Below are 23,076 nucleotides of genomic sequence, written 5' to 3'. Positions count from 1 at the left end.
TTACCCCTTTGCCCTATGCAAGTTACCCACGCTTATAATGCTGGCGGGCGAAGCGCATGAAGGTATCGGCGAGTCCTTCGCTAACACCCTGCAACTGAATAGAATACAGATCCCGTTCAATGGTCAGGCTCTGCACATCAAGTACTTTCAGCGTTCCAGCCTGCAATTCGTGTTGCACCGCAAAAACGGAAATAAACGCCATACAGCGCGAATTGCTGAGATACGACTTAATGCTTTCCGTACTGCCTAAATGCATTTCAACCGTCAGGTCAGACAGGCGAATATTAACACCCCTCAACGCATGTTCAATCACTTCGAGTGATCCTGATCCACGTTCGCGGAGAACGATGGGAATGGCTCGCAATTCGGCAAGGGTAATCTCATCACGGTCGGCGAGGGGATGATCGGCGCGGCAAATAAGGACAAGCTCATCTTTGACAAATGGCGTGTAGCGAATGTCGCTATGATGTGTTCGACCTTCTACCAGTCCCAGGTCAATTTCGTCGTTAAGCAATTGCTGCTCAATCTGTTCGGTATTCCCGCTCAGCAGCGAAATGGCCACATCGGCCGATTGCTCATGAAAACGTGCCAGCACAGGCGGAATCACATACTGTGCGACCGTTGTACTGGCCCCTACCCGAAGGGCTCCCCGCGACTCTCCTTTGAGGGCATTCATATCGAATTCCAACTGGCGGTAAGTTGCCATAATGGTTTCGGCATGGCGAAGGAGAATATTTCCGGCAGCTGTCAGGCTGATCTGATTCCCCCGACGGTCGAACAGGGCTGTTCCAAAGTGATGTTCCAGTTCCTGAATGTGCTTGGTAACGGCAGGCTGCGTCACATATAACTCAGCGGCTGCTTTGGTAAAACTTAGTCGCTTGGCAACAGTGTAGAAAACATTCAGGCGGAAGGATAGCATATTGGTACTGAGCTACGTATTAGTCAGGACAAAGGTAATACGGTAAGTCAGTTAACCCGCTCATATCGATAGAAGCCATACGTCATTTGTTGCGGTAACTTAAATACCACATTCCCATCTGCACCTACTCCTAGCTGAAAGCTTTTCCCCTGACCCATCAATTGTGTAAACTGATAAGTACCCGACGCTAGGCCCATCAGCTTCATAGTGGCTGTATCTGCTTTGTTCTGCTCCCGGAATACCAATACATAACCGGCCGACTCTTTTCCTGAAATGGATTGAAAGCCTGTCCAGCTAGTACCGGATGGCTCATCTCCGATTGGGAATATCTGACCGCTGTGCCACGCCCACCAGTGTTTTTTATACGTACTAATCAGGCTGGTAATGGCAAATGCTTCTGGTGGCAAATTGCGGGCTTCCATCCAGGCTAGTGGCTGGGCAGGCATGGTAATGGCAAACAGATAGTCGAATGGGTAGTTTGTCGGGCTAAACGAATCGCCTTTGGGGTAGCGGTCCTGATTACGCCATTTGTTCAAAAACTCGATCTGCAGGCGCTGGGGCGGCACGTAGCGGGCCAGCATCCACAAATTGCGTAAGGTGAAATGGGGGTAATAATTGCCCCAGTCGGTATAGCGGTTTTCCAGAAAGAGGTTACCGTATTCATAAAAATAATGGTAGCCAAACCGTCGGCCAGCCGTTACGTCCAGGTTAAATACGGCTTCGCCTTTCGTACTGGCCATAACCGTATCGAGCATTTTTCGGAAGTTGATTTCGGCTTGTTTATCGGCAATGCGTACCCCATCGATTTTCCACATCCGAATGCCATATCGCCGGTATTGGTCAATCATCACCTGCGCATCCCGGTCCCAGTATTTGAAGCTACTGTCGACACTTGGATTGAACCAGGTCGAGATTGTAATACCACGTTTTTTACCCGCTTCCATAATTCGGTTGAAGCCGGTCGGAAATTTCTTCGGATCGGGTAGCCAGTAATCCGGTTTGCGCCAGATGTCTTTGAAGCTTCCACCCTGAAATGCCGAGTTGGCACTTTTGCCCTGTTGCCAACCATCGTCGAGCTGGAAATGAGTAATGCCCAACTTTTCTCCTAGTTCCAGTTCGCGCAGCACAAATGCTTCGTTGATGTTCTTATCCTGCCCTCGGTCGCCCCATGTGTTGAGCAGAATCATCTCATCCCGATTGGGCTGTCGTATACGTAAATTCTGCTGATACGACCGAAGCGCCGTTAGCTGTCCCGTTTCGCCACCCGACCAAACGCCCAACACCAGACTATACCCACGAACCCATTCATCATCGCGTAGGTCAGTTGGTCCTAAACCGATACCTGCGGCCCGCATTTCATTGAACTTCAGCGAAAAATCGAAACCGGGGTAGGCGAGTTGAACGCCTGAAACGGGCGCTTCTTTGAGCCAGAAAAGCCCCGTATCGGTTCCTACTTCATCCAGAAACAACAGGTTGCCTCGTAAGCGAACTTCCTGACGATACGCCAGTCGGGTATATTCCTGCACGAGTGTGTTGTTCTGATCGGTAGCGTCGAAAAACTCAACCGATTTACCGCGCCAGTGAAGTCCGGGCAGGGCAAGTCGATCCAATACGACGGCATTGGCTTCGCCTTCTTTCTGGGCTGCCAGGGATTCAAGGTTACGTACATCATAAGCCTGTTGAGACTGTTGCTGCCAATCAGGAGCGCGTCCTTTCAGGTAATAATCGCAGGCAATGGCTGGACAGTTTGGATAAATACGAAAGACTCGCTTTACCCATAAATCCCCCAAAGAAGCGATCACTTCAGCTTCCAAATGCGCAGGCGTCCGGCTAGTTCCGGCAATAGACTGAACCGTAAAACTTCCATTGGATGGCTCGCCCAGTTTGGCAGGTAAGGCAAAATCGGCGTTTTTATTCGCCAACACCCATTTCTTCCCGGTTCGCCTGTCCTGAAGAGTCAATGAACTGAAATTTCCATTCTGAAACAGGTAGGTTCGTTGAATCAGCGAATTACCCAGAATGAGTGTATCCCCCTTTCGAATGGCCTGACACGACGATAGGTCCGTTTGCCCAAGGCTTGTTCTGGAAATGCTGAACAGTAGAATACTCGTGATCAGTAAAGTTCTCATAGATGCGCTTCTAGATCAAATTCCTATACGAATCAACTACATAAAAAAGGGAACAGGCAATAGCTGCTCCCTTTCCAAGCCACTTTTGTCATCCCGACGCAGGAGGGATCTTAAAGCACCCTTACCAGCGGTAAACTTGAGATCTCTCCTGCGTCGAGATGACAAAAAATAAATTCAATTACTCTAACCAAATTTGGCTTTAATAGCCCGGATTCTGCTGGATTTTCGACTTGTTAATATCTATCTGGCTTTGTGGAATCGGATCGACCAGGTTGTTTTCGGTCAGCACATTCACGAGTCGAATCTGATCTTTTTTGCCATTTAAGACAGTGATCGCCCGATCCGTACGAACGAGGTCATACCAGCGCTGGCCTTCAAAAGCAAATTCGACCCGGCGCTCCTGCTCCATCGCTAGCCGGAATGCCTGCTGGCTTGGAATATCGGTAGCCGTTTTGCTGGCCAGCCCCGCCCGGTTGCGAATCTTGTTCAGGTACGTAAAGGCATCGCCATTGGCCTGATAGCCCACTTCGTTCAGACTTTCGGCATACATCAGCAACACATCGGCATACCGAATGACAGGAATATTATTGCCATTGTCGCCGTTGGTGGCCGGTGTGTCGTAATACTTCTTCACAAAGTTGTACGGGATAGTTTGCCCGCTGGCATTCACATACGAGGTAGCCAGGGAAGCATCTTTCCGTTTATCGCCCGGTTCATACGAATTGATCAGATCGGCTGTCGGCTGGTTATTGCCACCACCCCCAAACGCAATTACGGCATTGCCTGAATTTTCGGGTGCGAACGAATTCGGCCAGGAATTGCCTTCGCCAGCGCCACCCGATTTGTACTGTACATCGAACACGGATTCCTTGTTGTTCTTATTGCTTACCTTAAAGACATCGGCATAATTCGGCAGAATATCGTACACGCCCAGGTCAATCACTTCTTTAAGCTTGGCAGCCGCCTGCGCGTATTTCTTTTCGGTCAGGTAAACTTTGCCCAGTAACGCCTTGGCGGCTCCTTTCGTGGCCCGGCCAGTTTCAGCTGTTGGGTAGGAAACCGCCAGCACACCTTCGGCATCGGTCAGGTCTTTTTCAATCTGTGCATAGACATCGGCTTTGGGCGAACGGCCGTACTCGTAGCCTTCGTCGGGATTAGCAATGGACTTCAGCACCAGGGGTACATCACCAAACGTACGCACCAGATTGAAATACACCAGTGCCCGCAGAAATTTGGTTTCGGCTATATAGCGGTTCTTCAAGGCCTCATCGATCGACACCCCGCCAATTTTCTCCAGAATGGTATTAAAGCGGGCAATAGCGGAATAGCTATCGTTCCAGCGACCGGAGATAAACGGATTGGTGGTTCGGATGTAGAACCGATCGAACTCATCCTGGTCCGTTACCGAACCGGAAGCGGGTGGTACCGTATTGTCGGAAGCCACATCACCAAAGACGTAGCTGTTTCCGAAAATACCACCCGACTGTAAGGAAGCATAGGCTCCGTTGACCGCATTTTTGAAATCGTCGGCAGTCTTGTAAAAGTTATCCGATGTAGCCGACGAGATGGGTTTTAAGTCCAGAAATTCCTTGCTGCATGAGCTGAGCGTCAGGCTGAACAGCAGCGATATATAGAGTTTAGATACTTTCATTGTTTTTGTCAGTAGGATTTACCGATGAGACATTTACCGTCAACGCGTTCTGTTAAAAACCTAAGTTCAGACCTACCGTAAAGGTCTTCGCCAGCGGATAGTAGCCGTAATCGACACCACCCGTCAGCGGACCTTCGTAGTTGCTGACTTCCGGGTTGTAGTTCAGGTATTTAGTCCAGGTATGCAGATTCTGAGCCGACAGATAGACGCGTGCCTGCTGAATTTTTGCTTTGTTCAGTAGCGCCTTCGGCAGTTGATACCCCAGGCTCAGGTTCTGAATTCGCAGGTAAGAGCCATCCTCTACCCAGCGCGACGACACAGCATTGTTGTTACCGGTAGTTCGGGCATTGGCACGGGGTGTTACGCCATCACCAGGATTGCTCTCCGACCGCCAGCGGTTCAGTACCGTCGTGATCTGGTTGGCGTTACCTTCCAGATTCTCGAAGAAGCGACGACTCAGGTTCAGAATCTGGCCACCCTGCGTACCCTGGATGGCAATGCTCAGGTCAAATCCTTTGTAGCTAAACGAGTTGGTCATTCCGTAAATGAACTTCGGCTGGTTATTACCGATGATGGTCCGGTCGTCGGCAGTGATTTTTCCATCGCCATTCACGTCTTCATACTTCACATCACCCGGTTTGGCGGTGGCATCATGCGGGTAGCTGTCCAGGTCGGCCTGGTTCTTGAAAATACCAATCTGCTTGTAGCCATAGAAACTACCGATGGGTGAGCCAATCTGGGTAATGTTCGTCTGATCGACACCGCTGTTGCTCCGAATGGGGTCGCCCGTGGGTCCAAGCGCCAGCACTTTGTTGCGGTTCAACGACAGGTTGGCACTGGTATTCCAGACAAATGCCCCGGTCATGTTGCGCGTCGTGACCGAAAACTCCCAGCCTTTGTTCTCCATTTTACCAATGTTCTTCACAGCCGATGTAAACCCAGTTAGTGAAGGCACATTGACCGATAGCAGCAGGTCTTTGGTAATCCGGTTGTAATAATCGACAATCAGGTAAACGCGGTTATTGAACAGACCCAGATCAATACCGGCATCAAATTGCTGGTTTTTCTCCCAACCCAAATTGGCATTACCCAACGTGCCGGGGGCTAAACCATTGGCCAGGTTATTATTAAAGCTGTAATTGTCCGACCGCAACGTGGCGGCATAGGGGTAATACTCGGGACTACCACCCGATTGGAACGCATTGTTGCCAGAGAGGCCATAACTCACCCGAAGCTTGGCTTCCGATAGACTAGGAACTCCTTTCATAAAATTCTCCTCGCTAAATCGCCAGCCCAACGAAGCCGCCGGGAACGTACCCCAGCGATTCTCTGGCCCAAAGATTGACGACCCATCCCGACGAACCGATACATTCAGCAGGTACTTGCTTTTGTAATTGTAATTGATCCGGGCGAAGTAGGAGGTCGAGGCATTGTCCCGGCGATTGGAGGTAATGGTCGATGTAGTACCATTGGCACTGGCGTTCAGTGTTTCAACCACATCGTTGGCATATGAACTACCCGTGCCGGAACTGTACTGATACTGAAAACGAGTCGCTTCCATCCCCACCAGCACATCCAGATTATGCACCTCATTCAGGGTTTTAGTGTAGGTCAGCGTCTGGTTGAACAACCAGCTAAGCCCCTGCTCAGAAGTGGCAGTACCTTTGGCCGCATTCGGAGGTAGCAACTGGTTGAGTGGCAGCCGGGATGTCTGGTAAGCATTGCGTCGATAGCCGGTGAAGTTTAGGTTGCCTGTGGCCCGGTATTTGAACGCCTTCAGGAAGTTATATTCCAGATACGAGTTACCCAGCAAATTGATCTGCTGATAATTGCTATGGTATTCCGTAATGTTGGCAATGGGATTCGTAATACCGGGATAGTTATACGGTGCTGCCAGTTCGGTCTGCGACGAGTAGGTTACCCCATCGGCTGCGTAAATAGGCGCCATAGGCATGGCCGACAAGGCCGCATTGATAATCCCGTTATTGGCCCAGTGCCCATCCGAAAGTACTTCCTGCTGGTTCTTAAACGATGGATTGAGGTTCAGACCAACCCGTAGCTGGGGGGTAATGTTTACATCGACATTGGCCCGTACGGTGTACCGATCGAGGCTGGAACCTTTAATAATGCCATCCTGCTTGAGGTAGCCTCCACTGACCAGATACCGGGCCTTATCGGTACCACCCGACACCGACAGCTGGTAGTTACTAATGGCAGCCTTGCGGAAGATCATATCCTGATAGTCATTATAAGGCAGGTTGGCTACCTTGGCTGGGTCGTCGAAATTGAACCAGTCGTATAGTTCACCCCGTGGATAGCGATACCGCAGGTAAGAACTTGGCCGTACACTGTTGGGGTCATTAATGCTGGCACCAGGAACGTTATCCAAATACGCCGTATTGGAAGCTTCTTTACCAAACTCGGCAAACTGCTGCGAATTGAGAAGGTCTAGCTTTTTGGTTACCTGCTGAAACCCAGTGTACACATCCAAGTTGACATTGGTCTTTCCACTTTTACCGCGTTTGGTCGTTACCAGAATCACCCCGTTCGAGCCCTTTGACCCATAAATAGCCGCTGACGAAGCATCCTTGAGCACATCGATGCTTTCAATGTCGTTTGTGTTCAGCAAACCGAAAATGCTGGCATCGACAATGTTCCCATCAACTACAATCAGGGGTGAATTACCGGCACTGATCGAACCAAATCCCCGGACCTTAATGGCGGGTGTACTACCTGGCGTACCGTTGTTCTGCTGAACGATAACCCCGGCAATTTTGCCCTGTAACGCCGTAGCGGCATTCGATACGGGCATGTCTTTCACTTCCGACATCGGCACCGACGCAATAGCCGCCGTAACAGCTTCGCGCTTTTGGGTGCCATAGCCTACCACAACTACTTCACTGAGGGTTTTATCGTCCGTCAGCAATTGAACCGACAATTGGCTGTTGTTGCCTAACGGAACTTCTTTGGTCTGGTAACCCACAAAACTAAATACCAGTATGGGCGATCCGCCATCGGGTACGTTCAGCCGGTAGGCTCCCTGCACATCGGTCGTAGTACCACGCTGGGTGCCTTTTACGATGACACTAACCCCAGGAATACCAGCGCCCGTTTCGTCGGTGACCGTACCCGTAATGGCACGATCCGTAACGACACTGACCGGCGTTTGAATGATACGGGTGGGTAAGAGCAATTCAGGGGCGGAGGCATTCAGCAGAATCCGTTTTCCGGTTAGCTGGTAGCTGATTTGGAGCGGTCGAAGTACCTTGTCAAGTACTGCAGCCAGCCGTTCATTAGTCACATTGAGCGAGACTTTCCGGCGCGACTGAATAATCTTGTCGCTGTACATAAATTCCACATCGGCTTCGCGTTCAATCGTTTTTAGCAGATTCTTTACGGTCACATCCGTCAGTTGCAGGCTAATCTGCCGATCCAGTGGCGACTGTGCATCGACGGTCGTCGCGTAGGTCATACCGGTAAACAGTATGAGCAAACAGCCTTGCACAAGCGAAGTTTTCATGATAAACAAGGCAAGAGTTCGTAGACATCTATTCTTTTTCATACAGATAATTGAGTAAAGAGGGCAATAGAAAATGAAGGATCAATAGCACCCCTGAGCGCTAATGACGATTTGGGCATCAACGATTTGGTACGAAGCTTTTATGGTCTGGCAGATCAGATTCAATTTTTCCAGCAGCGGCTCATCCTGAAATTTGGCAGTCAGCGTACACTGTTTCAGCAGTTGTTCGTCGAAGACGATATCGACCCCGTACGCTTCTTCGAGTTGGGCAAAGGCCTGAGCAACTGGTGTGTCGTCATACACGAAGACATTGCGGGTAAAACGCGTATCGATAATGGCGGGATTCGGAATAATAGTCCGGCGAAAATGGCTTTCCTGCCGATTGAAGACCACTTGCTGGTTCGGCGTTAGCACCACGCCGGGAATATCGCTGTTGGCTTTTTCCTCCGCGCGTTGCCAGTCTTTCCGGGCAAAAACGGATACGCGCCCTGTTCGCACAACCACCTGCACATTGGCCTGATTCTCGTAGGATTTGACCGTAAAGCTGGTTCCCAGTACTTTCGTTACGACCTCATTGGCATACACATAGAAAGGCTTAGCCGGGTTTTTCTGAACCTGAAAAAACGCTTCCCCGGTCAGATAAACTTCGCGTTTGGCACCCTGAAACTGTTCGCTGAAGCTAATGCGACTGGCGGGTTGTAGAGTAACCTGGCTCCCATCGCTCAACGCAACCCTTAGGGGCGCATTCGTGGTGTTGATTTTCTCAATTAGCTTTATCGACGACGCATTGACCAGTTCGGCATAGATAGACTGATTGGCCGGTTGCCGAACCGACCAGACCGTCCAGCCGATACCCAGTACCAGCAACAGCATAGCCGCAACTCTGGCCCACCAACCCAATGAGCGGTTCGCAACTACCCACACGGAAGGCTGTCTATGCGTTCGGAACTGTATCTGTTGAAGTTGCTGCTGTACGTCCGGCTCCGAAATATCCCGATATGGCTTAACAGTCAGGCCACCAACGATCAGTCGGGCTTGCTCAGCAATGTCACGTTTTTCAGGATGCTGACCCAGCCATTGCTGCCAGAATTGCTGTTCGTCGGGCGAACTTTGGTTACTGGCCCATCGATTAAACGACTCGTCCAGCAGAAAATCCTCAATCTGGTAATCCTGGTAGTTTTTCATGAAGGAGTAAGCTAAAGACTAGCCTTATACCTCCAACATGCAGTCGCCCTACCGATCCTACTGGAAAAAACTGGATTTTTTTACAAAAAAATTTACTGGAAGAATAGCGGCCGTAGAACGGGCTTAGCGAACCAGAAGCGACAATAAAGTCACGGAGAAAGCCATATCGCCCTGCCAGGCATTGCGCAGTTTTTGTAGTGCTTCGTGAAGAATATTGTAGACCGACTGTCGATTCAGGATCATCACCTCCGCAATTTGCTCATGCGTAAGGCCCTGGTAAAATTTAAGGAAGATGACTTCTTTCTGCCGTTTGGAGAGTTGATTGAGCAACGCTTCTAACTGCCGAACCTGATCATGAGCAATCTCCTGCGTAATGAGCTGGTTCTCGATGGAAAACTCGACTTCAAAAAAGTAATTCTCCTGAATCGACTCCCAATTGGTGCCCCATTTGGCTTTTCCCCGAAAAATGCGTCGTCGTAGTGATTTCAGCAGATAAAATTTAACGAACTCTGTTTCGCGAACTGTTTGCCGACGCTGCCACAGCTCCACGAAAACATCCTGAATACAATCTTTAATGTACTCTTCATCGGGGTCGAAACGAGTGCCGTACCGAAATAAAATCGCATAATAGGCCCCAACAAGCTGATCGAACGCCACCGAATCGCCCGACCGGAAGCGTTGCCACAGGAGTCCATCATCGATTTGTTCAGCCTTCATACATAGAGTAATCCTCTTTAATAGAAGAAAAGTATTGGCGAATCTACCCTACTTACTATACTTGATTAGTCGGTAGTTAGGCTAGTTAGGATCAAATTTCGTTAATACCCACTGGTTCTGTAAGTCAGTGGTTGCTGATATTAAAAATACAAACAAAACACCTACCCACTCACTTTATCTGTGCGGAGCGCCACGTGCTGGTGCAACTTGTTACATAGAAAACAGCATGGCTAAAACAGGAGGAGATTTATTAGTCGAACGATTGATTGAGTGGGGTGTCGATACCGTCTTTAGCCTGCCGGGCGATGGTATCAACGGAATTTATGAATCACTACGGACGCATCAGGACAAGATCCGGCTCATTCAGGTTCGACACGAAGAAGCTGCTGCGTTTATGGCTGGTGGCTATGCTAAATTTACCGGCAAACTGGGCGTTTGCATAGCCACGTCGGGTTGTGGTGGTATCCATATGCTCAACGGTCTGTACGATGCCAAGTATGACGGTCAGCCTGTTTTAGCCATCACCGGTCATACCTTCCATGACCTCAGTAGTTCGTATTATCAACAGGATGCTAATCTGACGAAGGTGTATACGGATGTAGCTGCTTACAACGAATTGATCATGGGGCCCGACCACGTCATCAATGCCGTCGATCAGGCCATCCGGACAGCTTACGGACTCCGAACGGTAGCGCATATTTCGTTTCCCAAAGATTTTCAGGAATGGACGGTACGGGATGATAAACGTTCGATGGCCAATGTTGCCAATCATACCAGCGACCCTCAGGTCGATATGAAGCTTGCTCCTGCATTGGAAACGCTGCAACGAGCCGCCGACGTGATTAACGCGGGCGAGAAAGTGGCTATTCTGGTAGGCCGTGGGGCTTTGAAGGCCCGTACAGAGGTCGAGCAATTAGCCGAAACCGTTGGTGGGCCAGTCATTAAAGCGCTGCTGGGAAAAGCGGTTTTACCTGATGAAAGCCCTTATACAACCGGCGGACTCGGCCTACTGGGAACAGCTCCTTCACAGGATGCGATGGAAGAATGCGATACCTTGATCATGATTGGCACCTACTTTCCTTACCTGGAGTTTTATCCTAAACCTGGTCAGGCCCGTACGGTACAGATCGATCTGGATGCTACACGCATCGGCCTTCGCACTCCCGTCGAAGTAGGACTTGTGGGCGATAGTAAAACTGTGCTTCAGGCTCTTCTGCCGTTATTAAAACCTAAGGCGGATAGTAGTTTCCTCAAAAAAGCGCAGGAGCGGATGGACAATTGGCGAGACCTGATGACTGAACGCGGTACACAGACCGACATCCCGATGAAACCCCAGGTGATCCCACACCTGGTCAGTCCGCTGCTCAACGACGACGCCATTATCACCTGCGACTGTGGCAATAATACAACCTGGGCGGCTCGCCATATTCAGATGCGGGGCACCATGCAATTTTCCACTTCCGGCCTGATGGCTACAATGGGATCGGGTTTACCGTATGCCATTGCGGCATCCGTCGCGTATCCGGGTCGTCAGGTAGTCGCTCTGGTGGGCGATGGCGGTTTTACGATGCTCATGGGCGAAATGGCAACGGCTGTTAAATACAAGCTTCCGATCAAGGTATTTATCTTCCACAACAACTCGTACGGGCAGATCAAATGGGAGCAGATTGTGCTGGAAGGCAACCCTGAATTTGGCGTTGAATTACAATCCATCGATTTTGCGGCTTATGCACGCGCTTGTGGAGCCACTGCTTTTACAATTGAAGACCCTAAAGATGCTCCCACTATTATCCAGCAGGCCCTTACCCACGACGGACCAGTTTTAGTCGATTGCATTGTCGATCAAAACGAACCGCCCATGCCTGGTAAAATAACCACTACACAAGCCATTGAATTTGCGAAATCATTGGTCCGAGGTGAACGCGACCGCAGCGAAATCATCAAAACCGTCGTAAAAAATCAGGTTCGCGAAGCCATCGAAACCAAGGGCCGCAGTTTACTCAATGTGATACCGGGTTTATGAGAGTTCAAATAGAGTTTGGTATCATTCTAATAGAACAGCCCGCTACCAGTTCGTTGGCTAGCGGGCTGTTTCGTTACAAAGCTTACTTCAATTAGGGCCGAATGATGGTCCAGCCTTCCTGTTCGCGGATGATGAGTTCGCCGTTGGCGCTGGGCACGTAACTGACGATGGGAAACAGTTCATCCTTGCTGATTTTTCGCAGTTTCATGGTGTTCTCACACATAGCCATAATTACCCCCTGCTTGTGTAGCTTTTCAATATCCTGCTCAAAATAAGGCTTGTCTTTCCGGTACACGATGTTGGCCCCACCGTACACGACCAGTTCCACATCTAGTTTTCCCTTCAATCGGGGGTCGTTTAGGGCATTCTGGATGTTGGCCAGCGCATGTCGGATGGTTGCCGTATCGGCAGTATTTAGCTGATAAATAGCTTTATAACGGGACTTGGTCGGCTGGGCTCCGTGAAATGTGCCTGTTTCGGCTGTTTGCGCCATAGCTCCTCCAGCAATACTCAGGAAAGCCAGCAAAAGCAGATAGGTGAACTTCGTCATGATGGTTAGTTTTTGATTTTTAGTAAAGCTACTTCGGTTTGCGCGCATCTGCAATGGGTTGATAAGGGCCAAATTTGTGTTGTTGCTCACTAAAACTATCAGCATACGGGCCAATAGGAAAGTCAATCGGTTTGGTAGCGACGTTGGGCCAGTCTCTGCTCTGGTCTTTATGCGGACGTGGCATCGAATTAATAAAGGCGGCCACATCCCAAGCTTCTTCGTCGGTTAGCTGCGGACTGGCATAAGTAGCCCCAAACGGCATGTTATTTTTCACGTAACCTGCAAAGCTTGAGAGTCGGTACAAACCAGCGCCATCATTATAGCTTTTCGGCCCCCACAACGGCGGATACACATACTCAGAAGCGCTAGCCGCTCGAATGCCTTCGCCTTTCGCTCCATGACATACCTGACATTTGGCCACGTACACGGCATGCCCTTTTGTAGAGTCGGCAGCACGATTCAGATAAGCCAGTTTGGCTAAACCAACGCCTTCTGGGCGCTGGCCTTTGGGTACATCTGTTCCGAGCCATTGCATATAGGCCACAATCGCTTTCATTTCCTTACTACTGCTATCGGGCGCTTTACCAGCCAAACTCCGTTCAAAACAGTCGGACACTCGTTTCACAATCGACTCTACCGCCCCCGAACGATCCCGAAACTTTGGATAGGTTGAAAATACTGCTGAATAGTTGTTTCCCAGCACTTTCGTCCCCGCTTCGAGGTGGCAGTTCTGGCAGTTCATACCATTCGAGAGATGCTTTATGCTGCCTTTCGGCCCCAGGTATTTGGCAGTATGGGCAATCAACTCCCGGCCATACCGAATTTGCTGACCTATAGCTCCGGCCGGTAGTCGACTATCAGCAGGCGGTTGCCAGTAGGTCGGCGGGATTAGGGCCGTTAAACCCATTGCAAGGGCCATTAAGCTCAAGCCCCAATAGGTTTGTCGCCGTGCGATTAATCGATAGTTGAATGGCTTTTTCATAATTTACGGCATATCTACGCTCACCAGATTATCGTCTGAAACGCGGTCGATCAGTTTATTGTACGGGTCGATTCCGGCTTTAACGGGCTTGCCTTTTACGGTCACCTCAATTACGTGTTCACCCGGTGTCAGGCTTCGTTTCTGCATGTATAGCGGCACTTTGGTTGTCAGCCCGTCTTTGTTTTTGCTATCATTCGTCAGGACCGCAATATCGACAATGACCGGGCCTTTTCCCTTGCCAATTTCTTTACCTGATTTGTCGTAATATTCGGTTGCCGAACGAACATACAATTTAACACGATATTGATCTTTTCCGATGGATTTTGCTTCGGCTTTGGTGATCCGATTGTCGTAGAGCGTCAGTTTTTCGAAATTATCGGTCAGCCAGGGCTTTAGTGAATCGGGGGTGGCGGCTTTCAGGAAACTGTACCATTCGAGCGAGGTAGTAAACGGAGCCTTCTGACGGAACCGGGCGGCTTTCATATAATCGTTCATGGCCTGATTCACGCGGGCTTCGCCAATGTAATCCTGCAAGGCATACATCAGCATCGACCCTTTCTGATACCAGACGTACGAACGGGTGTCGTTATCGAGCATGTTGGCTTCAAATTTATCCTCAAACGCCCGGCCGCCCAGATACCTGTCCAGACTATATTTCAGAAACTTCGGCATGGCATCGACACCATAGCGCTCTTTCAGGACCATGAGCGCCGAATATTCAGCCATCGTTTCCGAAATCTGGTTTGAGCCACGTGTTCGACTGGGCATGATCTGATGCCCCCACCACTGGTGCGCTACTTCATGGGCCGTTACGTAATACGCGTAATCGGTTTTGTCGGGATCGCGAAAATCCCCCACCCAGCCAAACTCTTCGGAATACGGCACCGTGGTCGGGAAGGACTGGGCAAAAGCGGCATAACGTGGGAATTCTAAAACGCGCAACACCGGATACGGATAAGGTGCGTAGTTTTTGGTGTAGTAACTCAGCGATGCCTTCATACTCGCCATAAACCGGTCGAGGTTCCGGTCATGACCGGGGTGGTGGTAAATTTCGAGCGCTACTTTTTTGCCATCGGGGCCAGTCCACGAATCACGTTTTACACCATACTTCGCCGAACACATGCTGAAGAAATAATCGGAGAAACTGGGGAGTTTGTACTGAAAATACTTGCGGGGTTTACCATCCGGCCCATTGGCGGTCCAGGTTTTGAGTAGTTCGCCGGGCATGATAGCCGTTTGATCGGGTGTGGTCGAGATGGTTCCTTCGAAGGTTACCCAGTCCGCATCGTCGGTGAATAGGAAATCGCGTAGGCCACGCGGATCGTTTTGAGCCGGAACCGCCCATTCCTTTACCGGCAAACCGTACTTCTTCCGATACTTATCGCTACTCAGTTCGCCATCTACGCTATAGCCAAAACCGGGAAAGATGCCCACGTTGAAAAATGTACCATTGGCCACTACTTCCCGACTATCACCACTGTTGGGAAAGCCGGTGTACTGTCCTGTCACGTCCATCTCCATTCGGGCCGTATCGCCGGGACTCAACTTTTTCGGAAGCTTGTAGATGTAATACCCAAAATTGCTATCGTTCAGGATCAGCTTCGGTGCCTGTCCGTCAATGGTAAATTTGGTCATCTTCCGATGGAAATTGTCGGGCGGAATGGTCAGATGTAATGAATCGATGGGTTGGTCGCCTTTGTTTACAATCGAGAACAGTCCGGTTGCAACGGCTTTAAACTCTTCCGGGAATACATCAACAGCCAGTTTGGCACTGGTAATTTTCGGTTGGAGTACATTCGCATATTTGTGGTATTTCTTCTCGTAGTTGGCCTGTTGCTCGCGCTGTTCATCGGCCGAATAGTAATGGTTCTTTACACTTACATTGGTATAGATCCAGGCCCCCATACTCACAAAGGCAAGCAGCAGCAACGCCACCAGCGCCATCGACAGTCTGCCCATCCGCTGCCGGGCCAGTTGCCAGCGTGACTTGAACCCCGTATCAGCTCCCCGGTTCCAGAACCACAAGGCCAATACCAGCAGAATACCGCCAAAGGCATACCAGTACAACCGAAACGATGCCAGCGAAGCCAGATAATGTCCAAATCCGTTCATGTCGGAAAGTTGAACCCCACCGCCCGAAAAGGGTAGCGCCAGTTTGTAATTGAACTCGGCAAACTGCGGCACTGCCCAGATGACGATGTAGGTAGCCAGCGTAACGATATGCCCCACAAACTTCTGGTTGACCATCGTATGCACAAAAAATGCCAGCATCACCAACTGAAAATACTGGGTGAAGGCAATGCCATAGGCATCGCGGAGATAAAGCCCAAATTCGTAATTGAAGTACCCTTTTACGGTCTGATCCAATACGCCCGATACGATAATCAGTGTGCAGAGTAACAGACAGATGTACGTCATGGCAAGCAGCTTAGCCCCGTAATTCATCCAGTCGGGCACGGGCAGTGCATCGGCAATGGTGTCATAATGCACTACTTTGTCTCGGTGAACAACCTCGCCTGTATAGAAAATAATGACGATTAGCACGAAGAAAAAGAACGTACCATTACGGGCTTCAAGCATGGCGTAGGTAGTCGGCAATGAAGGCGTCCCGAACGTTTGCACACCAAACCAGCCATCCAGAAACAGGAACAGTACTGCTCCAAGCAGAATGGCAATGAAATACGGGTCACGAATGATGTTGCTAAACTCAATCCGGGCCTGTTTAACCATCTGCCCAATGTAGGTACTGGCCCGAAAAACAGGCGTAGGCGTGGGCAAGCTGGCCAGCGAAGGCGCTTTTTCGGAGATAACTTCTCCTTTGGCTTTCTTTCGTGACGACGAACCGCCCAGTTTAACGGCTAGAAACCGGGCAAAGCTGAATCGAAACACCGTCAGCCCGAACGCCAGCAACGCGATTCCCAACCAAATTAATCGATTGGTCAGCAGATCACCTTCAAGCGGTGGCACCAGGGAATTCTGCTCTACTGGTGACCAGTATTTGGTGGCATTGTCGTAGGCGAAGGAACCGAACGGATCGAGCAGGTTGACAAGGTGTTTATTTTCCAGGTCCTGGGAGAGCGTAGTACCGAGCAGATAAGCAATGAACAGAAGAATACTGCCTGCATAGGTCGTAAACACCTGCCGCGAGAAGGCCACCAATCCAAAGAAAATACTGCCGACCAGGAACATATTCGGTAGTACAAACAGCAGGAACGGATAGGCATAGTCGCGAAATCGAATCGGCCCAAAACGCTCGGTATTATCAGCCAGGTTAAAAATTGGCCCTAGCAGCGAACCAATAACTATTCCAAGCATGCCCACCGCCATAATACCTAATAGCACGACGAACGAACCCAAATACCGCCCCAGAATATACCCTCGCTCGGTGATCGGAAAGCTGAAAAAGTAATTTTTAGTATTGTGCTCAATATCGCGATAGACCGGCACTCCCATCACTGCCGACGCTACCAACATCCCGAAAATAGTTAACACCACCACAAACTGGCTAATGGCGTAGGGCGAATTGACATTTGTTTTCTCCGATGCCGGTCCATTCCCGTAAATGACAAACAGGAAAGTAAACAGGAATAAAATCAGGGCGTAGAGGTAAGTGGCAGGCCGTTTAAGCCGATACGCCAATTCGAAACGGAAAATTTCAGAGAACATGGGGTTTCAAGGAGTTAGGAGTTAGGAGCGAGAAGTGAGGAGGTAGGCTATGTAGGCTCACACATCCATGCTGCTAACGTTGGTTATTAACTGCGGTATAATAGGCGTTAAGCAAACGCGCTATTTCTTCTAAATCTGCTTGCAAATCGGTTGTATCAGCGTATTCTAAATCATGAGCCAAAATCAAATAATAATGTGACTCATCTAATGAGCCCTGTGCCGTGTTAAGAAACTTGGCTTTATCGGGTGTCGTCCGTTTTCGATAACCTTCTGCGATATTTCCAGGAACTGAAACTGCACTGCGTCTTAACTGGGAAGTCAGCCCGAACAATTCTTCCTTGGGAAAATGGTTGGTCAGCTTATATATTTTCAACACAAATTGGTGAGCTTTTTGCCAGACAATGAGTTCCTTAAAATGCCGTGTTTTCTCCATTTGAAATACATTAATAAGGTGGGTATTTGATTTATATACATCAGACTACGCGGCCCGGCCTCCTCGCTTCTAACTCCTCGCTCCTAACTCCTTTTACACACTCATCGCCCCCATTTTCTCAGTAATTTTCGTAAAGTACACATCCTCAAGGTCAGGAGTCACAGGCTCGAAATTAGTAAGTGGGACTTCGCTATAGGCATGCAGCCGCGTTTTACCACCTTTGAGTTGCGTGGAAATAATCTGATGCGTTTGCCGATAGGTCTCAATCTCCGATTTCTCGACGGATTTCTGCCAGATTTTGCCTGTCAATTCGGTCACCAGATCGTTCGGATTGCCCGTAGCTACCACTTCGCCCAGACAGATGATCGCCATGTCGGAGCAGAGGTTCGTGACATCTTCTACAATGTGTGTCGATAAAATGACAATGGTATTTTCACCAATTTCTGAGAGTAGGTTATGAAACCGGTTTCGTTCGGCAGGGTCCAGTCCGGCAGTTGGTTCATCAACAATAATCAGGCGTGGATTACCGATCAGGGCCTGGGCAATGCCAAAGCGCTGTTTCATCCCACCCGAATACGTTCCCAGGTTTTTCTTCCGCACTTCATACAGATTCACTTTCTGTAATAATCCCTGCACAATCTCTTTTCGCTCTTTGCTATTGGCAATGCCTTTCAGGGTAGCAATATGATCAAGCATCGCTTCAGCCGTTACGCGTGGATAGACTCCAAACTCCTGGGGCAAATAGCCCAATAACCGCCGAACAGCATCTTTTTGCGTGAGCACATCCAGATTACCCTCTGGTAAACCCGTTAGTTGGGCGCTGCCGCTATCGGCTTCCTGCAAGGTCGCGATTGTCCGCATGAGCGATGACTTACCGGCACCATTAGGTCCCAGTAAACCAAACATACCCTGTGAGATGGTCAGCGAAACGCCTTTCAGCGCACGAACGCCGTTAGAATAGGTTTTGGATAGGTCTTTAATTTCGAGTTGCATATAGGAAGCAGAAGACTATTTGGTTGAAGGGAATAGGAACAAATATGTTGAAAGTCTGCGAATATCAAATTCAATCTTTTGCCGACGGCACTAATTTGATTTGAAAGGCATAAAAAAAAGCGCTTCAACCACTTGAAGCGCTATACGTTTAGATGACTATGACTACCCTTTCGGGCGCTTATAGAGGGGTACGGTACTGCATGGTTCGCCAAACAACAGGCTTTGAACGACTGGGCGCAAAACGCGGGTGAGCTCAACGTAAGCGGCTGTGGGCACCGGTACTTTCGAGCACCCTTTCACCACTACCCGCGCATCCCGATACTCTTCCGGATTAATGCGGGCAATGGCATCGAAGTACAATTTTTCTTCCAGATCGGCCAGAGAACCGAAAACGATGGCATTGGCGTAGGGCTGTAGCTGCAGCGTCAGGAGCATATAAGCCCAGGTCGGTACAATCGCATCTTCAGTACAAGTGATGGCCACATTTTTCCCTGCGTACTGGCTCCAGTCGTGCTCTTTCAAAAAAGCCCGAAAATCTTTCTCCTTCAGGATAAGTCCCATGAATAGATTATCTTTCAGATCATAGACAATCCGTTCGCCAGGATGGTAATACTCTTCCAGATCGAGCGTAATTAGCCCGCTATTGGCCACACGATTAACGATTTCAGCTTCCATCAATTTCAATGAAAAGTGGATAATGCGCAATAGATAATGTAAGCCTGTAAGCATTGTACATTATTCATTCTGCATTATCCATTACAACCACGATTTAGCCCCGAAAGGTTCTGCAAAAACATACACGGGCTGTCGGCTTTTTTCGTACTTTTGTTCTTATATATCAACATAAACCGACTTAGACACTTGGCCTATGAAATTTATAGTTTCCTCGTCTGTCCTGCTAAAAAACCTTCAGCATATCAACGGCGTCGTGGCCACCAACCCGATTGTTCCTATCCTCGAAAACTTCCTGTTTCGCATTGAAGATGGAACACTTACGGTAACCGCTTCGGATTTGCAAACGACCATGACAACCCAGATTCCGGTTGAGTCGAGCGACAACGGGTCGATTGCCATTCCAGCCAAATTATTGCTTGACACCCTCCGTAGCCTGCCCGAACAGCCGGTTACGATCAACATAGATATCGACACCTTTGGTACCGAAATTCTGACTGATAACGGCCGTTATAAACTGTCGGGCGAAAACCCAATTGACTTCCCAAAACTGCCGACGGTCAACAAAAATATGTCGGTCGATATGCCTTCGGATGTCTTGCTGGGTGCGATCAACAATACCGTTTTTGCCACGAGCACCGACGATCTTCGTCCGGCCATGACAGGGGTTCTGCTGCAACTCACCAGCGACAATGCTACGTTCGTGGCTACCGATGGGCACCGACTCATTCGTTACCGGCGTACCGACCTTAGTGCGTCGGGCAGCACATCGATCATTATTCCTCGGAAAGCGCTGCAACTGCTGAAAGCATCGTTGCCCGAAAATACACCCGTTACGGCTGAATTCAGCCAATCGAATGCCGCTTTTACGTTTGGGCCTACCAAGCTGATCTGCCGCCTGATCGATGAGCGCTTCCCGGATTACGAAAACGCCATTCCGACCAACAACCCGAACGTGATGACCATCGGTCGGACCGATCTGCTGAATTCACTCAAGCGGATTATGATCTACGCCAACCGGACTACACACCAAATTCGGCTGGCGCTTAAAACGAACTCACTGACTATTTCGGCCGAAGACCTAGACTACTCAAACGAAGCCAACGAGAAGTTACTCTGCGAGTACGATGGCGATGCGATGGAAATTGGGTTCAATGCCAAGCTGTTGTCGGAAGTATTGAGCAACCTCAGTGCTAAAATGATTTCGCTGGAAATGTCGGCCCCAAACCGCGCCGGTCTGCTTATCCCAGCCGACAAAGAAGAAAACGAAGACATCCTGATGCTGGTGATGCCCGTGATGTTGAATACGTACGCTTAATTTTTAAAGGAGTTAGGAGTGAGGAGCGAGGACCGGGCCGCCGGAGCGGTGAGAATGGCGGACGCAAAAAAATGCTGCCGGATGGATCCTCGCTCCTCACTCCTAACTCCTACTTTTATGAAAAAGCGCACCGCACCTGCCCTGATTTTTATTTTTATCACACTGCTGATTGATGTGACGGGTCTGGGGATCATTATTCCCGTGTTTCCGAAACTGATTGAGCAGCTCATTCATGGTAATATCAGTCAGGCGGCAAGCTGGGGGGGCTGGCTGACGTTTTCGTACGCAGGCATGCAGTTCATGTTCTCCCCTATTCTGGGCGGCCTGAGCGACCGGTATGGCCGTCGGCCTGTTCTGCTGTTTTCTCTCTTCGGATTTGGGCTAGACTATATTCTTCAGGGATTTGCCCCCAGCATTGGCTGGCTGTTTATCGGGCGGATTCTGGCGGGTATCACGGGCGCCAGCTTTACAACGGCTACTGCTTACATTGCCGATGTGAGTCCTCCAGAAAAACGAGCGCAAAACTTCGGGTTGGTGGGAGCCGCTTTTGGTGTAGGGTTCATTCTTGGCCCTGCGGTTGGTGGCTTTTTAGGGCAATATGGCCCACGAGTGCCTTTTTTCGTGGCGGCCGGGCTAACCATGGTCAACTTCTTGTATGGCTTGCTTATTCTGCCTGAATCGCTTGACGAAGCACACCGACGTCCGTTCAACTGGAAACGAGCTAATCCGGTTGGTTCACTGATGCGGCTTGGCAAATACCCGGTCATTCTTGGCTTGGTGGCATCGCTGGTGCTGATCTACATAGCTGGTTTTGCGGTCCAGGGTACGTGGACGTTCTACACAATGGAGAAATTCAAGTGGGACGAAAAAACAGTCGGTCTATCATTAGCGGCTATTGGTCTCTCATTTGCCATTGTTCAGGGAGGCCTTACTCGAATCATTATCCCCAAACTCGGTCAAGAGCGATCGGTATACGTCGGGTTACTGTTCAGCGCACTTGGTTTCGTTTTGTTCGGCTTAGCTAGTCAAAGCTGGATGATGTTCGCCTTTATGGCCGTTTATGCCATGGGCGGTATAGCGGGGCCATCGGTTCAGGGTATTATTTCTACGCAGGTTCCGGCCAATGAGCAAGGTGAATTACAGGGGGCATTAACCAGCCTGACCAGTACAACGTCTATTTTCGGACCACTGATTATGACCAATCTGTTTTCATATTTCACCTCGCCAAAAGCCCCTGTTTATTTGCCCGGAGCGCCTTATTTTTTAGGTTCACTACTGGTTATTATTAGTGCTTTCCTGGCCCGGCGAGGCTTCAAACGTAATATGGCTCCCCAGTCAAACCCACCCCAGCCAGCCCAGTCCGAAACTGACGATATTGCACGTAAAGCCGACCAGCAGACTATAAGCCCAGGAGGTCTTCCATAACGATCGTACCCAAACACTCTCAACCAACGATACCACGCCTTCGAGCAGGAAGATATTCCCACCGAAGTTGTACCAGTAATAGACCAGAAATGGCCAGGTAGATGCGCTGATCAGCAACCCCAACCCGAGTATGTTCAAGGGCGTATCCAGTTTTCGGATAAACAGAAACAGCAGCGGAATTTCGATAAGCCAGGTTTTGACCAGGTAAATCCACATCAGCGTTTTCGATTTCGAACGTACAGCACAGCTACTATACTAAGTATGGCTATTCCTCCAGCAACCATCCAGATTTGAGCCAGTTCTGGTGCGTTTTGTTTAAGACTGTATTCTTCCTTCTGTTCGACATCTTCCCACGCCCGTTTATCTTTCCGTCCATCGGCATAGGTAAATATCGCACTGTCATAGTTCAGCATTAATGTATCAGAGGTAAGCGATTGAATCATCAGAATATCTTCTACATAAATGGCTGAATCTGATTCAGGAATGAAGTCGTGCGGATAAATCTCGGTTCCAGTCCTGATCAGATTGGGATTCGATGTAAAATAATGCCCATACTTTTGATCGTATTCATCGGTCGAATCAGAATCAATTGCTTTAATAGCTCCTTCGTCAAATCGGGCTTTAGCAATGGCATAGATAGTTGTATGACTTTGTTTTCTCATATCGACACAAACATCCTTCCCCAATACTGTATACCGATCGCCAAATCGCTCCTGCGAATAGGCTAGAAACACATAAGTGGGGTATTTATCTACATTAGCCAGTCGAAAACAGGACTCAACCCGCCGATTTCCTCTAGGAATCATATCGGCCAGAAGGTTTTGAGAAATGCTCATTAAGAACAAGCCCATAAGTGATAAGCGTAGGTTTTTCATGCGTATATCGTTAGCTAA

General features: G+C 49.4%; 17 protein-coding genes. 3 read left to right on the top strand and 14 right to left on the bottom strand.

The window, feature by feature from the left end:
* Positions 1–22: 22 nt before the first annotated feature.
* From ACYVFD_RS05590 to ACYVFD_RS05565, 6 genes are all read right to left on the bottom strand, one after another.
* Positions 23–919 (bottom strand): LysR substrate-binding domain-containing protein, encoded by an 897-nt coding sequence (locus tag ACYVFD_RS05590; protein WP_461088782.1) that lies wholly within the window; start codon positions 917–919, stop codon positions 23–25.
* 47 nt (positions 920–966) lie between these two features.
* The gene (locus ACYVFD_RS05585) at positions 967–3,048 is read right to left on the bottom strand and encodes an alpha-galactosidase (RefSeq protein ID WP_461088781.1); all 2,082 of its coding nucleotides are present in this window, start codon (positions 3,046–3,048) and stop codon (positions 967–969) included.
* Between the two features lie 199 nt (positions 3,049–3,247).
* Positions 3,248–4,699, bottom strand: a complete 1,452-nt coding sequence (locus ACYVFD_RS05580) for a RagB/SusD family nutrient uptake outer membrane protein (RefSeq protein ID WP_461088780.1) — start codon at positions 4,697–4,699, stop codon at positions 3,248–3,250.
* A 52-nt stretch (positions 4,700–4,751) separates the two neighbouring features.
* A complete protein-coding gene (locus ACYVFD_RS05575) occupies positions 4,752–8,219 on the bottom strand; it encodes a TonB-dependent receptor (protein WP_461088779.1) in 3,468 nt (1,155 codons plus the stop codon).
* A gap of 81 nt (positions 8,220–8,300) precedes the next feature.
* Positions 8,301–9,404, bottom strand: coding sequence for a FecR family protein (locus ACYVFD_RS05570; protein ID WP_461088778.1), 1,104 nt, complete (start codon positions 9,402–9,404; stop codon positions 8,301–8,303).
* 123 nt (positions 9,405–9,527) lie between these two features.
* The gene (locus tag ACYVFD_RS05565; protein ID WP_461088777.1) at positions 9,528–10,121 is read right to left on the bottom strand and encodes an RNA polymerase sigma factor; all 594 of its coding nucleotides are present in this window, start codon (positions 10,119–10,121) and stop codon (positions 9,528–9,530) included.
* 226 nt (positions 10,122–10,347) lie between these two features.
* Here ACYVFD_RS05565 and ACYVFD_RS05560 point away from each other — a divergent pair, with 226 nt between their 5' ends.
* A complete protein-coding gene (locus ACYVFD_RS05560; protein WP_461088776.1) occupies positions 10,348–12,144 on the top strand; it encodes a thiamine pyrophosphate-dependent enzyme in 1,797 nt (598 codons plus the stop codon).
* Positions 12,145–12,235: 91 nt separating this feature from the next.
* Here the strand turns inward: ACYVFD_RS05560 and ACYVFD_RS05555 are convergent, their stop codons facing one another.
* From ACYVFD_RS05555 to ACYVFD_RS05530, 6 genes are all read right to left on the bottom strand, one after another.
* A complete protein-coding gene (locus ACYVFD_RS05555; RefSeq protein ID WP_461088775.1) occupies positions 12,236–12,694 on the bottom strand; it encodes a DsrE family protein in 459 nt (152 codons plus the stop codon).
* A 28-nt stretch (positions 12,695–12,722) separates the two neighbouring features.
* Positions 12,723–13,613 carry a c-type cytochrome gene (locus tag ACYVFD_RS05550; protein WP_461089454.1) on the bottom strand — a complete coding sequence of 297 codons (891 nt, stop codon included), beginning with the start codon at positions 13,611–13,613 and terminating at the stop codon, positions 12,723–12,725.
* A 66-nt stretch (positions 13,614–13,679) separates the two neighbouring features.
* The gene (locus ACYVFD_RS05545; RefSeq protein ID WP_461088774.1) at positions 13,680–17,342 is read right to left on the bottom strand and encodes an ABC transporter permease/M1 family aminopeptidase; all 3,663 of its coding nucleotides are present in this window, start codon (positions 17,340–17,342) and stop codon (positions 13,680–13,682) included.
* A 73-nt stretch (positions 17,343–17,415) separates the two neighbouring features.
* On the bottom strand, positions 17,416–17,775 hold the full coding sequence (locus tag ACYVFD_RS05540; protein ID WP_461088773.1) for a four helix bundle protein: 360 nt from the start codon (positions 17,773–17,775) through the stop codon (positions 17,416–17,418).
* 93 nt (positions 17,776–17,868) lie between these two features.
* Positions 17,869–18,768: an ABC transporter ATP-binding protein gene (locus ACYVFD_RS05535; RefSeq protein ID WP_461088772.1), complete on the bottom strand. Its 900-nt coding sequence runs from the start codon at positions 18,766–18,768 to the stop codon at positions 17,869–17,871.
* Between the two features lie 162 nt (positions 18,769–18,930).
* Positions 18,931–19,443, bottom strand: a complete 513-nt coding sequence (locus tag ACYVFD_RS05530) for a DUF2480 family protein (RefSeq protein WP_461088771.1) — start codon at positions 19,441–19,443, stop codon at positions 18,931–18,933.
* Positions 19,444–19,636: 193 nt separating this feature from the next.
* Between ACYVFD_RS05530 and dnaN the strand changes: the two genes are divergently transcribed.
* A complete protein-coding gene (gene dnaN, locus ACYVFD_RS05525; RefSeq protein WP_461088770.1) occupies positions 19,637–20,758 on the top strand; it encodes a DNA polymerase III subunit beta in 1,122 nt (373 codons plus the stop codon).
* A gap of 117 nt (positions 20,759–20,875) precedes the next feature.
* Complete coding sequence (locus ACYVFD_RS05520) at positions 20,876–22,183, top strand: TCR/Tet family MFS transporter (RefSeq protein ID WP_461088769.1); 1,308 nt, start codon at positions 20,876–20,878, stop codon at positions 22,181–22,183.
* On the opposite strand, the gene ACYVFD_RS05515 is transcribed toward ACYVFD_RS05520, so the two are convergent.
* Together ACYVFD_RS05515 and ACYVFD_RS05510 are read right to left on the bottom strand one after the other, a co-directional pair.
* Positions 22,094–22,399, bottom strand: a complete 306-nt coding sequence (locus ACYVFD_RS05515) for a hypothetical protein (protein WP_461088768.1) — start codon at positions 22,397–22,399, stop codon at positions 22,094–22,096. The two genes, ACYVFD_RS05520 and ACYVFD_RS05515, sit on opposite strands and share 90 nt — an antisense overlap.
* The gene (locus ACYVFD_RS05510; protein WP_461088767.1) at positions 22,399–23,058 is read right to left on the bottom strand and encodes a hypothetical protein; all 660 of its coding nucleotides are present in this window, start codon (positions 23,056–23,058) and stop codon (positions 22,399–22,401) included. The genes ACYVFD_RS05515 and ACYVFD_RS05510 overlap by 1 nt, the downstream gene beginning before the upstream one ends.
* Positions 23,059–23,076: the final 18 nt, after the last annotated feature.

This window comes from Spirosoma gilvum (genome assembly GCF_054776815.1).
Note: the sequence above shows the minus strand (reverse complement) of the source record. Positions and strands in the feature narration are given on the sequence as shown.